This window comes from Curtobacterium sp. L1-20, from assembly GCF_048755855.1.
Taxonomy (GTDB): Bacteria; Actinomycetota; Actinomycetes; order Actinomycetales; family Microbacteriaceae; genus Curtobacterium.
In genome coordinates this window covers 273,981-288,745 of record NZ_CP151473.1, presented here as the reverse complement: position 1 = coordinate 288,745, position 14,765 = coordinate 273,981, and the positions used below count along the sequence as shown (strand labels likewise).

The 14,765-nt window shown below is 69.4% G+C and carries 15 protein-coding genes; all 15 read left to right on the top strand.

Translation table 11 applies throughout. The features are described from left to right. Positions 1-4: 4 nt before the first annotated feature. Entirely contained in the window at positions 5-1,669 is a 1,665-nt protein-coding gene (locus AAEP86_RS02805; RefSeq protein ID WP_420369030.1) for a type IV pilus twitching motility protein PilT, read from the top strand. Next, complete coding sequence (locus AAEP86_RS02800; RefSeq protein ID WP_420369029.1) at positions 1,669-2,892, top strand: type II secretion system F family protein; 1,224 nt, start codon at positions 1,669-1,671, stop codon at positions 2,890-2,892. Before AAEP86_RS02805 ends, AAEP86_RS02800 begins: the two co-directional genes overlap by 1 nt. 196 nt (positions 2,893-3,088) lie before the next feature. Further along, positions 3,089-3,553, top strand: a complete 465-nt coding sequence (locus tag AAEP86_RS02795) for a type II secretion system protein (protein ID WP_420369028.1) — start codon at positions 3,089-3,091, stop codon at positions 3,551-3,553. Positions 3,554-3,638: 85 nt separating this feature from the next. Continuing rightward, positions 3,639-5,015 (top strand): prepilin-type N-terminal cleavage/methylation domain-containing protein, encoded by a 1,377-nt coding sequence (locus tag AAEP86_RS02790; protein ID WP_420369027.1) that lies wholly within the window; start codon positions 3,639-3,641, stop codon positions 5,013-5,015. Next, entirely contained in the window at positions 5,012-5,722 is a 711-nt protein-coding gene (locus tag AAEP86_RS02785) for a PulJ/GspJ family protein (protein ID WP_420369026.1), read from the top strand. The genes AAEP86_RS02790 and AAEP86_RS02785 overlap by 4 nt, the downstream gene beginning before the upstream one ends. Further along, entirely contained in the window at positions 5,719-7,566 is a 1,848-nt protein-coding gene (locus AAEP86_RS02780) for a hypothetical protein (RefSeq protein ID WP_420369025.1), read from the top strand. The genes AAEP86_RS02785 and AAEP86_RS02780 overlap by 4 nt, the downstream gene beginning before the upstream one ends. Then, complete coding sequence (locus AAEP86_RS02775; RefSeq protein WP_420369024.1) at positions 7,563-8,405, top strand: prepilin peptidase; 843 nt, start codon at positions 7,563-7,565, stop codon at positions 8,403-8,405. Before AAEP86_RS02780 ends, AAEP86_RS02775 begins: the two co-directional genes overlap by 4 nt. Before the next feature lie 45 nt (positions 8,406-8,450). Further along, positions 8,451-9,503, top strand: a complete 1,053-nt coding sequence (pilM, locus tag AAEP86_RS02770; RefSeq protein ID WP_420369023.1) for a type IV pilus assembly protein PilM — start codon at positions 8,451-8,453, stop codon at positions 9,501-9,503. Next, positions 9,500-10,267 carry a hypothetical protein gene (locus tag AAEP86_RS02765; protein ID WP_420369022.1) on the top strand — a complete coding sequence of 256 codons (768 nt, stop codon included), beginning with the start codon at positions 9,500-9,502 and terminating at the stop codon, positions 10,265-10,267. The genes pilM and AAEP86_RS02765 overlap by 4 nt, the downstream gene beginning before the upstream one ends. A gap of 3 nt (positions 10,268-10,270) precedes the next feature. Further along, positions 10,271-10,993: a type 4a pilus biogenesis protein PilO gene (pilO, locus tag AAEP86_RS02760; RefSeq protein WP_420369021.1), complete on the top strand. Its 723-nt coding sequence runs from the start codon at positions 10,271-10,273 to the stop codon at positions 10,991-10,993. A gap of 172 nt (positions 10,994-11,165) precedes the next feature. Further along, positions 11,166-11,894 (top strand): CBU_0592 family membrane protein, encoded by a 729-nt coding sequence (locus AAEP86_RS02755; protein WP_420369020.1) that lies wholly within the window; start codon positions 11,166-11,168, stop codon positions 11,892-11,894. A 23-nt stretch (positions 11,895-11,917) separates the two neighbouring features. Then, entirely contained in the window at positions 11,918-12,373 is a 456-nt protein-coding gene (locus tag AAEP86_RS02750; protein WP_420369019.1) for a DUF6121 family protein, read from the top strand. Between the two features lie 38 nt (positions 12,374-12,411). Beyond that, positions 12,412-13,545, top strand: coding sequence for a hypothetical protein (locus AAEP86_RS02745; RefSeq protein ID WP_420369018.1), 1,134 nt, complete (start codon positions 12,412-12,414; stop codon positions 13,543-13,545). A 363-nt stretch (positions 13,546-13,908) separates the two neighbouring features. Next, positions 13,909-14,277, top strand: coding sequence for a 30S ribosomal protein S12 (rpsL, locus tag AAEP86_RS02740; protein WP_071292552.1), 369 nt, complete (start codon positions 13,909-13,911; stop codon positions 14,275-14,277). 4 nt (positions 14,278-14,281) lie between these two features. Further along, complete coding sequence (gene rpsG, locus AAEP86_RS02735) at positions 14,282-14,752, top strand: 30S ribosomal protein S7 (RefSeq protein WP_058728452.1); 471 nt, start codon at positions 14,282-14,284, stop codon at positions 14,750-14,752. Positions 14,753-14,765: the final 13 nt, after the last annotated feature.

Below are 14,765 nucleotides of genomic sequence, written 5' to 3'. Positions count from 1 at the left end.
AACGATGACTGACTCCGTCTACGACATCTCCGTACCGGGAGACGAACCCGTCGCGGGCTGGCACCCCGGTCGCCCCGGCGCCGAGATCGGTGGCCGTCGCGCTGCACGGCTCGCCGCCGCCGCGGCCCAGCAGCCCGTCTCGCCCGCCCTGGAGACGCGGATCACCACCGCCTCGGCCGGACCCGTCCACGACCTGTCGAACGAGACCACCGCGTGGCCTGCTCCGTCGGCGCCGGTCCCGCCGGCGTCGGCCGCGACGTGGCCCGTGCCGGCCGGTGACCCCGTGGCCGTGCCGGTCGCGCAGCCGCAGGCTGCGCCCGCGACGCCGCCCGCAGCCGTGCCGCCGTCGACGGCGTCCTACGGCTACGCCGACGCCGTGACCCAGCACCTGCCGGTGGTGCCCGCGGACCCGACCACGATCCTCCAGACCGTGCCCGCGACCACCCCGCGACCGAACGCGACCTACGCGCCCGCTCCCGAGGGGCAGGCCGAGATCAACTTCACCCGCCACGCACGCGAGGTCGCCGACCCCGACCTCATCACCGCACTGGCGCAGGTCGTCTACCAAGGCGCCTCCGACCTCCACCTCACCGCCGACGCCGCGCCCACCGTGCGCGTCGACGGGTCGCTCCGTCCCGCCGTCCCGGGCGGTCCGTGGGCGCGCAACAAGGTGATCGCGGCGCTCAAGACGCTGCTGTCCGTCGAGCAGGCAGGTCAGTTCGACCACGAGCAGGAGCTCGACTTCGCCTACTCGCTGTCGCCCGAGTACCGCTTCCGCGTGAACTACTACCAGCAGCGCGGCAACTGGGGGGCGGCGTTCCGCATCATCCCCACCAAGATCAAGACCCTCAAGCAGCTCGGCATCCCCGAGTACGTGGGCGACTTCGCGAAGCTGCCCCGCGGGCTCGTGCTCGTCACCGGCCCCACCGGTTCCGGCAAGTCGACCACCCTCGCCGCGCTCATCGACCTCGTCAACGAGACCCGTGCCGACCACATCGTGACGGTCGAGGACCCGATCGAGTTCATGCACGACCACAAGAAGGCGATCATCAACCAGCGCGAGGTCGGTGCGGACACGCACTCGTTCGCCGCCGCCCTCAAGCACGTGCTGCGTCAGGACCCGGACGTCATCCTCATCGGGGAGCTCCGCGACCTCGAGACCATCTCGGTCGCCCTCACCGCTGCGGAGACCGGTCACCTGGTGTTCGCCACCCTGCACACGCAGAGCGCCCCCGGCACCATCGACCGCGTCATCGACGTCTTCCCGCCGCACCAGCAGGGGCAGATCCGCACGCAGCTGGCCTCGACCCTCGAAGGCGTCGTCTGCCAGACGCTCGTGCCGAAGGCCAACGGTGCCGGGCGCGTCGTCGCCACCGAGATCATGAAGACCACGCCGGCCATCGGCAACCTCGTCCGCGAGGGCAAGACCTACCAGATCACCTCCGCCATGCAGGCCGGGCGTGACATGGGTATGCACACGATGGACCAGGACCTCGCCGAACTCGTCAACGTCGGCACCATCACCCGCAAGGCCGCGCTCGAGAAGGTGCACGACCTCGAGGGCTTCGACCGGCTCGTGCAGCGCGTCGAGTCCCCGTCCGATTCGTCGGCCGCCGCGATCGCCGCGTCCGAGATCGACTTCGGCGACAAGTACTCAGGAGGCCACTGATGTCGCTCGCCTACGACTACCGCGGGCGCGACGGCGCCGGCAAGCTCGTGAAGGGGCGCCTCGACGCGTCGTCCGAGGGGGCCGTCGTCCAGCGCCTGCGCGGCATGGGCGTCTCGCCGATCGCGATCACCGAGGCGAAGGCCGGCACCGGCCTGCAGACCGAGATCAAGATCCCCGGCTTCGAGAAGGGCGTCGGGCTCAAGGACCTCGCGATCATGTCGCGGCAGGCCTCGACCATGCTGTCCTCCGGGCTCTCGCTGCTCCGGGCACTGTCGATCCTCGCCGACCAGACGGACAACAAGAAGCTCAAGGAGATCCTCGGCAAGGTCCGGGACGACGTCGAGCGTGGTGTCTCGTTCTCGGACGCGGTCGCGAAGTACCCGGTGGACTTCCCGCCGATCATGATCAACATGATCCGGGCGGGGGAAACCGGTGGGTTCCTCGACCAGGCGATGGACTCGATCGCGACGAACTTCGAGAAGGAGCACAAGCTCCGGTCCACGATCAAGTCGGCGATGACGTACCCGGTGGTCGTGTTGTGCATGTCCCTGATCGCCGTCGTGATCATGCTCGTGTTCATCGTGCCGATCTTCCAGAACATGTTCTCGAGCCTCGGGGGGCAGCTGCCGCTCCCGACGATGATGCTCGTCTGGCTGTCGCACGCGATGGTCTACGTCGGGCCGGTCCTCGCCGTCGTGATCGTCCTCGGCTGGTTCTGGTGGCGCGCGAACCGGAACTCTGATCGCGTCCGCGGAGCCATCGATCCGTTCAAGCTCCGGCTCCCGGTCTTCGGCCAACTCAACCGCAAGATCGTGATGGCTCGCTTCGCTCGGAACCTCTCCAACATGATCGGTGCCGGCGTCCCGATCCTCGAGGCGCTCCAGATCGCCGGTCAGGTCTCCAACAACATCGTCGTCGAGCGGGCACTGCAACGCGTTTCGGAATCGGTGCGAAAAGGTGAATCAATCGCAGCTCCACTCGAACGTGAGAACGTCTTCCCGACAATGGTCGCGCAGATGATCGCGGTCGGCGAGGATGCCGGTTCGATGGAATTGATGCTGGAACGAATCGCGGTCTTCTACGACAACGAGGTGGAAGCATCCACCGAGGCTCTGACGTCATTGATCGAGCCGCTGCTCATCGGGTTCCTCGGCGTCGTGGTCGGCGGAATGATCGTCGCCCTGTACCTGCCCATCTTCCAGATCTCCTCGCTCGTCAAGTAGCTTCAGCAGCCGCGGGCCACCCCTTGTCGGGGGTGGTCCGCGGTTCGCACACCCCCGGTACTGGGGGCATTTCGCACCCGCGATCACCCCCGTTCTCGGGATTATGCCCGGAAAGTTGGGTGAATACGCTCGTCAGCGGCGGCAGAGCAAGCCCCGAATTACTCCCCAATCACATTCTCGGAAGAATGGAACCATCATGTACTTCGCTCTCATGGGCAAGCTGAACGCTCGCCGCAAGGGCCTCCTCGAAGAGAACGAGAAGGGCTTCACCCTGATCGAACTCCTCGTCGTCGTCATCATCATCGGCATCCTCGCTGCCATCGCCATCCCGGTGTACCTCGGGGTGCAGAACAACGCGAAGGACTCGAGCGCCAAGTCCGACGTCTCGAACTTCAAGACGGCTGTCGTCGCCATCCAGTCGTCGTCCGGTGCTCTTCCGGCCGCTGGCACGTTCGGCAGCGGCACCGGCGCCACTGCGCTCACGGACCCGCTGAAGACGAATGGTGCAAGTCTGAGCGGCAACACCACTTCTCTCGCCTACACGACGACGGCGGGTTCGTCGACCACCTCCCCGACCTTCAAGGTCGTGGGGACGAGCTCGACCGGGAAGACCTTCTGCGCCTCTGACTCGTCCGGCGTGGTTGACGGCTCGACCTGCTGAGAGTGATGAAGAGACGGGCCGTGACCTTCGTCACGGCCCGTCTCTGCACCACCTACGATCACCGCGCACACGAGAGAGGCTGAGCATGCTGTTGCGCATCGTCGACCGCCTCCGCGCGGCGCGCGAGTCCGATGAGGGCTTCTCGATCATCGAGGTCATGGTCGCGATGACGGTCTTCGCGATGATCGCCGCGGGCGTGGCAGCCGGGATCGTGTCGACCCTGTACCTCACGCAGGACAACCGCTCTCGAGAAGCCGCGCTGAACCTGGCGAACCAGGCGCTCGACGCCGCGCGGAGCACCAAGGACGTCTTCACCCTGGACGACGACACCTCAGCGCAGCGGGTCGGCAACCAGGACTACACGATCAAGCAGACCACGAACTGGATCAACTCGGACGGATCTGACAACTCGTGCGGAGCAGGCTCCGGGGTGCTCGCGTACAAGCGCGTCGCGATCACCGTCTCGTGGACGAGCGGGACCTCGCCGCGGCAGAAGAACGTCGTCCTCGACACCCTGATCGCTCCGTCGTCCGCGGTGTCGAGCGCGACGGCCTCCACCATCGTCATCGGGGTCCGTACGGCCACCGGTGGACCCAACACCGGCGTCGCGGTCACGATCACCCCCGTGTCCGGCGGCGCCACGAGCCTGTCGAACCCTCCGGCAGCGACGGACGCCAACGGCTGCAGCTACGCCGTGGGCGTCACCCCCGGCACCTACAAGGTGACGATCGCGAAGGCCGGCAACATCGACACGACCGGTGACGCGACCCCGGACGCGAGTGTCGCGACCGTCGCCGGCGGGGTCGGCAACAAGTCCTTCCTGTTCGACCGTGCGGTCACCGCGACCGCGGGCGGCCCCCTGAACCTGAAGGACGGCGTCGCCGCGAAGCTGCCGACCACCCTCCCGATGACCTACCGGTACAACGACACGCTCGTGACGTCCTCGACGACCACGGCGACCCTCTTCCCCTACCCCTGGACAGCCATCGCCGGCACCTACTCGGACACCTGCAAGAACGTGGACCCGACAGCGTGGCCGACCGCGAACAACCTCGCCACGTCCCCCAACATCTTCAACGCGACGGACGGCTCGACACCCGGGTACAACCCGACGACGCCGCTGACCGTGACTGCTCGCGCTCCGATGGGTGTGTTCGACGTGAAGATGAGCGGTCTCGACACCGTCCTCGTCGCGACGGTCAAGAACACCAGCGCGGTCGGGAACGGCGACCCCGGGTGCTCGCCCACGACCACCTACTACTTCACGGGGATGTCGGCCGCGACGAAGACGACCGTCGCCCTGCCGTTCGGAACGTGGACGCTCCGGGGGTCCACCAGCCTGCTCGGCCTCCTGAGCAGCAACTCGCAGACCATCTCCTCGAACCCCGACGTGAGCAACCTCAAGGTGTCGTCCAGCGGCAACGTCGTGACGCTCGACCCGCGAACGGTGCCGACGTCGTGATCACCGCCATCCGACGAGCAGCGGTCCGTGCCCACCGAGACGAACGGGGCATCACCCTGGCGGAACTCCTCGTCGCGATGAGCCTCTCGCTGGTCGTCCTGACCATCGCCGGCTCGTTCCTCGTCGCGTCGCAGAAGGCGTCGGTGACCGCCGGATCGGTGAGTCAGAACACCCGGGCCGCCTCGGTCGCGATGAACGAGATGGGGCGTGTCCTCCGCGCCGCCACCGACAACCCGGTGCCGACGGGGGACGACTCCCAGTACGCCTTCCAGTACGCGAGCGCCACGTCGGTCCGCTTCTTCGCGTACGTCAACCTCGACTCGACGCTCTCGCAGCCGGTCCAGGTGCAGCTGACCCTGGACCCGGCCACCAAGCGCTTGACCGAGACGAAGTGGGCCGGTACGGCGGTGTCCGGCAACCTGTCGTACTACACGTTCCCCCTCGCCGGCGGGTCGACGCTGTCGGCGGCGCCGACGTCGAGGCGGACGCTCGCGTCGTCGGTCACGAACAGCGCCGCGTTCACCTTCCAGGACGCCTCGGGCAACGTGCTCGGGTCGTCGACTTCTCCCGTGGCGGCGACCGATCTGCCGAACATCCGTACCGTCACCGTCACCGTCAGCGTCGGGGCGAGCTCGACGGACCCGAACACCGTGACGCTCACGAACACCGCGAGCATGCCGAACATCGTGATGGGAGCGTCCTCGTGATCCGCCTCTTGCGCGCCGTCCGTGCGCACGACGACGAGCGGGGCATCGCCCTCGTCGCGGTCGTCGGCATCGGCACGGTCGTCATGCTCCTCGTGGCGACCATGGTCGCCATCGCGACCTCGGGTGCGACCGTCACGTCGACCGACCGATCGTGGAACCGCGCCATCGCCGCGGCGTACGCGGGGGTGGCCGACTACCAGTCGCGCCTCAACGCGGACAACACGTACGGCAACTACGGGCAGTCGAGTGCACCGTTCAGTGCGGCATCGAGCAGCACGTTCACGAAGGGGACCGGTGACAACCCGGCCTTCAACTACCGTTCCGGGCAGCCGTGGGTCTCCGTCCCGACCGGGGACGGCTCCGCGAGCGACGCTTCGTTCCGGTACGCCGTCGACAACAGCAAGCTGTCGTCCCAGGGCGTGATCCGTCTCCAGTCGACGGGTCGGTCGGGAACGACGACCCGGACCGTCGTCGCGAACGTCCGCCCCGACGGCTTCTCGAACTACCTGTACTTCACCAACTACGAGTCCGGCGATCCCACGGTCACGAACGAGAAGGCCTCCACCGGGAGCTCCGCACTGTGCACGTCGGCCTACCGCCCGGTGGCGACGAGCACGAGTTGCGATCAGATCCAGTTCGGCTCGGGCGACGTCCTCCGGGGCCCGGTGCGGTCGAACGACCAGATCAAGGTGTGCGGGGCGCAGTTCCAGAGCACGGTGCAGAGCGTCTACGGCGTGTCGAGCAGCGGCTGCACGGTCGGCCGGTACGCCTCCAACCCGACGACCTCCTCCACGCTGACCCCTCCGGCGACCATCGGCGACCTCCGCGACTTCACGCGCTCCGACCTGTCCTCGACGACCAGCACCGTCGAGGGGGTCGGCTGCCTGTACACCGGCCCGACGAAGATCACCTTCAACGGTGACGGCACCATGACCGTCCGGTCACCCATGACGATCGCGACCCAGGTGACCGGTGCGACGGCCGTCTCCGGGGCGGTGATCAACGGCGTGAACCCGGACTCGGGGGCAGCCGCCACCAAGTGCGGGTCGCCCACCGCGTTGCGGAGCGCCGCCGGTGCACGGGTCACGATCCCGAAGAACAACCTGATCTACGTGCAGAACGAGCCGAACGCCCGCGCCGCCGGTTCGACGCAGGACCCGAACTACTGGAAGGGCGATCCGACCCTCAAGACCGTCGCGACGGCCTGCGACGCGACGGCAACGGCCAGCGGTGCGACGACCCTGAAGCCGAACGGCGTCGGGTTCCCCTACGTCGGCTCCTCCACGAGCAACTCGGAGACGGACCCGACTGCCGGCGACGGACAGAAGGTGACCAGTCCGTACGCTTGCGATCGTGGCGACGCGTTCGTGCAGGGAACCGTCGACAAGGCTGTCACCATCGCTGCGGAGAACTACCTCTACGTCACCGGCGACATCACGTACCCGGCCAACCGCAGCGCATCGACGGTCCTCGGACTGATCGGGCAGCGGGCGGTCTGGGTGTGGAACCCGATCAACTCGAGCAACGGCGCGATCCTGCCGAGCGGTCGAGAGATCGACGCCGCGATCCTCTCGAACACCGGGACCTTCGTCGTGCAGAACTGGACGCGCGGTTCGGCGTCAGGCCGGGGCACCCTGTCCGTCAGCGGATCGATCGCGCAGAACTTCCGAGGAGCGGTCGGCCTGGCCAGCGGCCAGGGGTACACGAAGTCCTACTCGTTCGACTCCAGTCTCGCCACGTACACCCCACCGAAGTTCCCGCAACCGACCGTCACGACCTACCGGGTCGCCACCCAGGTCGAGTCCAAGACGGCCTACGACGCGAACGGGGCGCCGGTCTCGTGACGAGCTCGCTCCCCTCGCTCACGGTGGCCCTCGCGGTCTTTGCCGGCGCGTTCGGGCTCGCCGTCGGATCGTTCCTCAACGTCGTCGTGTACCGGGTGCCGGCAGGCTTGTCCGTTGTCGCTCCGCCGTCGGCGTGCCCGCGGTGCGGGAGCGGGATCCGCGGTGTCGACAACATCCCCGTCGTCTCCTGGATCGCGCTCCGAGGGCGCTGCCGCAGCTGCAGCGAGCCGATCTCGACGCGCTACCCGATCGTGGAGGCCGTGACGGCCGGCTTGTTCCTCCTGGTCGGACTCCGGTTCCTGCCGCAGACGGGGACGTCGGGTCCGGCATTCGTCGGGCAGATCGTGCTGCTCGCGGCGCTGCTCTACCTCATGGCTGCGAGCGTGGCGCTGGCGCTCATCGACGTCGACACGCACACGCTTCCGAACCGGATCGTGCTGCCCATGTACCCCGTGCTGATCGTGCTCCTCACCGTGGCCAGCGCCCTCACCGGTGACTGGGCAGCGCTGATCCGCGCGGTCGGCGGCATGGCCGTGCTCGGCGGCGTGTACCTGGTGCTCGCTCTCGCCGTACCGCGTGGAATGGGCTTCGGCGACGTGAAGTTGGCGGGCGTGCTCGGGCTGGTGCTCGCGTACCTCGGATGGGGACCCCTCACTGTGGGTGCTTTCGGCGCGTTCCTCCTCGGAGGTACCTTCGGCATCGTCCTCCTCGCCGTCCGGAGAGCCGGCCGATCGACCGGCATCCCCTTCGGACCGTGGATGCTCCTCGGCGCGTGGGTGGGCGCGTTCGTGGGCGCCCCGATCTGGGACGCCTACCTCCACCTGCTCGGTCTCGTCTGACGAGCCGCCCCCACCACTGCCCTGCGCGACCGGAAGGAACTCGACATGGCGAAGAACATCGTCGGCATCGACATCGGCGCGGAGACCATCCGCGCGGTCGAGGTCGCGGACGCCGCGAAGGCGCAGCCCACCATCCTCCGCGTCGCCGAGGTGCCGGTCCCGATGGACGCGACCAAGCACGGTGAAGTCCTCGAGGCCAACACCGTCGCCACGGCGTTCCGCGAGCTCTGGTCCATCGGCCGGTTCCGCACGAAGGACGTCGTGCTCGGCATGGGCAACCAGCGGGTGCTCTCCCGAGACCTGACGGTGCCGCGGGCACCCCTCGCGCAGATCAGGGAGTCCCTGCCCTTCCAGGTGCAGGACATGCTGCCGGTGCCGGTCGTCGACGCGATCCTGGACTTCTACCCCACCGGCGAGGGCATGGGCGACGCGGGTCCCGTGGTGCACGGTCTCCTCGTCGCGGCGATCAAGGACGCCGTGCTGGCGAACGTCAGGGCCGCCGAGCTGGCAGGCCTGAACCCGGTCGGCGTCGACCTCATCCCCTTCGCGCTCACCCGCGTCCTGGCGCCCCGCGTCGCCGGATCGGGCACCGTGGTCATCGTCGACTGTGGTGCGAACACGACGTCCGTCGTGGTCGCTCACGACGGTGTCCCGAAGTTCGTCCGGATCATCCCGACCGGTGGCGACGACGTGACGAAGACCATCGCGGCTCGGCTCGAGATCCCGTTCTCGGACGCCGAGGCCGTGAAGCGCCACTTCGGCATCGTCGGCCGGACGCAGACCCCGGACGACGCCCGTGCGCTCGCCGTGACGCGTGAGACCGTCGGGGAGCTCATGACGAGCATCCGGAACACGGTCACCTACTACGCGAACACGCGACCGGACGACGTCGTCCGCGGTGTCGTGCTCGTCGGAGGCGGCGCGAGCCTCCCGGGCTTCCGAGAGGGTCTCGGCGACGTGTCCGGGCTCCCGGTGGCGCTCGGCGACCCGTTCGTGTCCGCTCGGACAGCACGGGGGCTGACGCCGGAACTGCTCCGTGAACGATCGGCGTCGATCTCCGTCGCCTGGAGCCTCGCGGTCGGAGGCCGCGCAGCATGACCGAGACGATCGAGAACCCCACGAAGAACCGCCGCCGTGTGCCGAAGGCCGGCCGCGGCGCTGCGGCCGCTCCCGTGAGCGGTCCGCAGCCTGCTCGGTCGCGACGGAACGATCGCGTCCTCGTGATCGGTGGAGCGCCGCGCGTCGACCTCCTTCCTCCCGAGGTCCACGCGAACCGACGGCAGCGGGCAACGGGTCGCCGGGCGTGGGCAGGCGTCGTCGTGGTCGCGGTGGGCGTCGGGCTCGTCGCCGGATGGGCGACGACGGAGCGGATGTCCGCCGAACAAGACCTGGTGGCTGCGCAGAGCGAGACGACGACGCTCCTGCAGCAGCAGGGGCAGTACCGCGACGTCAGGACCACCGAGGCGGAGAGCGCTCTGCTCGGAGCGGCGCAGCAGGTCGGAGGATCCACCGAGGTGGACTGGTCCGCGACGTTGCAGGCCGTCCGGGCGAAACTCCCCGCCGGCGTGCAGATCACCGGTGTGACGGTGGACTCTGCTTCCGCGACCGAGGCGTACGCCCAGTCGGACGACCCGCTCCAGGGGCAGCGCATCGCCACGCTGACGTTCGACGCCAAGAGCGCGGCACTCCCCTCCATCCCGGACTGGCTCGCGGCGGTCGGGACCGTCCCCGGCTTCGTCGATGCCAACGCGAACTCCGTGGCCCTCGCGGACGATGGCTCCGGGTACGCCGTCAACATGACCATCCACCTCGACGAGAAGGCGTTCGACGGCAAGTACGCCGACGACGCGAAGAAGGGCTGATCGATGTCCCGCACCCGACTCAGCCTCCTGCTCGCTGTCTTCGCCATGGCTGTCGTCGCGGTCGGAGGGTTCTTCCTCGCGGTCCAGCCCCAGCTCGCGCAGGCCGCGGCAGCCCGCGCTCAGACCCAGACCGTCAGCCAGACCAACGACTCCAGCCGGGCCGAGCTCGGGCGCCTCCGTGAACAGGCTGCGAAGCTCCCGGCCATGAAGCGCGAGCTGACGGCTCTCTCCACGTCGGTCCCGGACACTGCCAGCATCCCGCCGTTCATCGACGAGCTGAACGCGCTCGCCGCGGCCGCTGGCATGAAGGTGTCCTCGTTCACGGCGAGTGACGCCACGGCCTACGCACCTGCTGCTGCAGCGGAAGCGCCCTCGAGCAACGCCACGGGAGCCGCTTCGGCGCAGCCGTCGGCGACCCCGTCGGCATCCGCCGTCCCTGCGGCACCGACCGCGCCGAGTGCCGTCACCAACGCGGCGATCACAGGACAGAACCTCTCGGTCATCCCGGTGACGGTCGCGGTGGACGGGACCTTCGACCAGGCGCTGTCCTTCGTCAAGGGCGTGCAGAACGGACAGCGGCTGTTCCTCGTCACGACGATCTCCTCGGCGCAGAAGAGCGGCGACGACGGTGCCGTGAGCGGTACGTCGACGTGGACGTTCGGTGGGTCCGTCTACGTGCTCGACCGCACCTCGACAACGCCCGCGGCAGCCGCCACCAACGGCTGACCCGCCCCACCCGGACGCCCCTCCCACTGGGGTGTGACACGCCACGCCGACACCACTTCCGTGACGCCCGTCGCCGTGCGTACGATGCTCCTGACGCCGCGATCGCGGCTGCTCATCCCCCTCTCGGACGGCCGCTCGAAATGGCCGTCCCTCGTCGTGCCCGGAGTCGCGCGTGTTGTACGGAATCGTCGAGTTCCTCGGCTGGTTCGGAGCCGTAACCGTCCTAGCTGGTTACATCCTCTTCTCGACCGGCAGGCTGCCGAACGGCCCGCTGTACCAGCTGTTCAACCTCGTCGGCGGTCTCGCCGTGGCCATCAACGTCGCCGCCCACCACGCCATCCCCTCGACCATCGTGAACGGCATCTGGGCGGTCGTCGCGGTCGTGGTGCTCGTCCGGATGGGACGGGCGCGTCGCGCCGCGAGGCGCGGCGTCCCGGCCGCCGAGCCGTCGGTCCTCCACGCCGAGCCAGCGGCGACCACGGCGGTGCTGCCCGTCATCGGGCCGGCGCTCCGCGACCACGAGGCGGGGGAGCGCGCCGACGGCGGGGCCGACACGCGCCTCCCGGCCGAGACGGCCCCGATGACGGACGGGGCCGCGACGCACGCGAGCTCCGAGACGCACGCCGCCGAAGCCCCCACCGCTGCCGCCCCCATGACCGAGTCCCTCCCGGTCATCACCGCGACCATCGCCCTGGCCCTCGTGGCCGCGGCCCAGGAACGCGTCGACCAGCAGCACGCCGACGAGCGGCACGCCGACCAGCAGGCGGAGCCCGCCGAGCAGCACGCGGAGCACGCCGAGCAGCACGAGGATCCCGCCGACGGGACCGAGACGCTCCACGCGGTCCGGCCCACCCACGCGGCACCGTCCGAGCCGGAGCGCGCGGACTCCGCCACCGCCTGAGCCACCAGCGGTACGATCGCCGCATGTCCCGGTGGTTGATCGCGACGATGACGTCGGTGCTCTTCATCGCGCTCGTCATCGCGGTGACGGGCTTCGAGGCCCTGCTCGCCGACGTCGAGGTCATCTCGCAGCCGGACGCCACCCCGTACCTCGGTCCGGCCATGGTGCTCGGCGGTGCGGCGGTGGTCTTCCTCGCCACGGCGGTCGGCGCCCGCGAGGGCAACCCGGGCGTCACCGGCCTCGTCGCGGCCGCGACCGCCTACCTCGTCATGCTCGGCGTCGGCGCGGTCGGGTACACGCTGGTGCGTTCGGACCCGACGGAGCTGCTGGTGTTCCCGGCCGGGTACGCGCTCGGGCCGTTCGTCGTGGGGTCCGTGGTGGTGGCGCTGCTGTGCGTCATCGGCGGCATCGCTGCGGCCCGGCACCAGGCCCGGACGCCGTCGGTGCCGGCGCCGGGGGACGACGGGGCCCAGCGGTAGGATCCTGGCAGCAACGCCAGCACCGCGACGGGGGACCGATGACCGACCAGCACGAGCCCGACGGTTGGGGAGCCGTCCCGACCGTCGACGCGATCAGCGGGACGCGCGACGCTCCGCTCGAGGGGACCGCTCCCGCGCCTCGGCCGCGCCGACGGCTCGGACGCCGTGGGCTCGTCGGTCTCGTCGCCGGCGGTGCGGTGATCGTGCTCCTCGCCGTCACCGGTGTGGTCGGTTACTCGATCGGCACGGCGGAGCACTCCGCCGACCGCCCGGTCCGGGCCTTCCTCGACGACCTGACGGCCGGTCGCGTCGACGACGCGGTCGAGGCCGCGGGGATCGAACGCGACAAGGGCGACGTCCTGCTCACCGACGCGGCCTACGCGAAGGCGACGGGCCGGGTCACGGGGTACCGCATCGCAGCGACCCGTGACGACGGCGACACCGCGACGGTCACGGCGTACCTCAAGCAGGACGGGCGCGACGTCTCGTCGACGTTCACGCTGGACAAGACGGGGACCGAGTGGGGCGTGTTCCCGGTCTGGAAGCTGCAGGCGCCGGCGCTCGGGTCGGTCGACGTCCGCGTCCAGGGGCCGTCCGGAGCGAAGGTGACGGTCGGCGGGCAGGCCGTGACGACCTCGAAGGACGGCACGGCCGAGCTGACGGCCCTCCCCGGGACGTACGCGGTCGCGCTCGACGGCGGCAAGTGGTTCGCCGCCGACGCGTCGACGGCGACGGTGTCCGGTTTCGGCGACGAGGTCTCGACACCCGTCTCGATGACGACGAAGCTCACGGCCGCCGGCGAGCAGTCCGCCAAGGCCGCCGTCGACGCCTGGGTGAACGGCTGCATCGCGTCGACCGAGGCGTCGCCGAAGGGGTGCAGCTTCTACGCCTACGGCGAGGACCCCGCCTACACGTACACGAACCAGAAGTGGACCCTCGACACCCGTCCCGCCGTCTCGGTCGGCGGGTGGGTCTCGTCCGGCTGGCTGGTCACGACCACGACGTTCGGCCGCGCGACGTTCACGGCGGACATCTCCGGGCCGGGTGGGGTGGGCACCGCGACGGCCGGGCCCATGAACGTCAACGCCAGTGGCTACATCACCGGCTTCACCGACCAGGGCGCGACGTTCCGGTCGGCGATCGGCAACGGTTCGAGCGACACCGGGACCTGATCCGCGGCCCGTCCGGCGGCCCCGCCGTGGTCGGCCTGGAGGCGCGGCGCGGGTCCGCGACGGACGGCCGGCCGGGTGGACGGTCGCGCCCTGCGCGCACGGTGCGGACGCGGACGACGGGTGTTCGCCCAGGGCGGTCACCACGGGCCTCCAGGGCGACGCGCCCGGATTGATTTCGCTGTGTGACGCGGGTAGTCTCTTCCGGGTGTGCGCCCTAAGGCGCGCCCGAAAAAACCGGTCCGGCCCTCGGCCGACCGGGATCCGTCCCCCACTCGTCGTCCGCCGTCAGGCGGTGATCAGCGTGGGACGAGGAAGCCGGCGGTCCGCGCCGGCCAGAGGACACGAGCAGGACCAGGAGAACAGTTGCCTACTATTCAGCAGCTCGTTCGCAAGGGTCGTTCGCCGAAGGTCACCAAGACCAAGGCGCCGGCACTGAAGGCGAACCCCCAGCAGCGTGGTGTGTGCACCCGCGTCTACACCACCACCCCCAAGAAGCCGAACTCGGCACTGCGCAAGGTCGCTCGTGTGAAGCTCTCGAACGGTACCGAGGTCACGGCCTACATCCCCGGTGAGGGCCACAACCTCCAGGAGCACTCGATGGTGCTCGTGCGCGGCGGTCGTGTGAAGGACCTCCCCGGTGTCCGCTACAAGATCATCCGCGGCGCGCTCGACACGCAGGCCGTGAAGAACCGTAAGCAGGCGCGTAGCCGCTACGGCGCGAAGAAGGGTTGAGCCAATGCCTCGTAAGGGTCCCGCCCCCAAGCGTCCCGTCGTCGCAGACCCGGTCTACGGCGCACCGATCGTCTCGCAGCTCGTGAACAAGATCCTGCTGGACGGCAAGAAGGGCCTCGCCGAGCGCATCGTCTACGACGCACTCGAAGGCGTTTCCGCCAAGAACCAGCAGGACGCCGTCGCGACGCTCAAGAAGGCGCTCGACAACGTCCGTCCGACCCTCGAGGTCCGCAGCCGCCGCGTCGGTGGCTCGACCTACCAGGTCCCGGTCGAGGTCAAGCCGCACCGCGCGAACACCCTCGCGCTCCGCTGGCTCACCTCGTACGCCAAGGCCCGTCGCGAGAAGACGATGACCGAGCGTCTGATGAACGAGATCCTCGACGCGTCGAACGGTCTCGGCGCCGCGGTCAAGCGCCGCGAGGACACGCACAAGATGGCCGAGTCGAACAAGGCCTTCGCCCACTACCGCTGGTAAGCCCGGCGCTGGT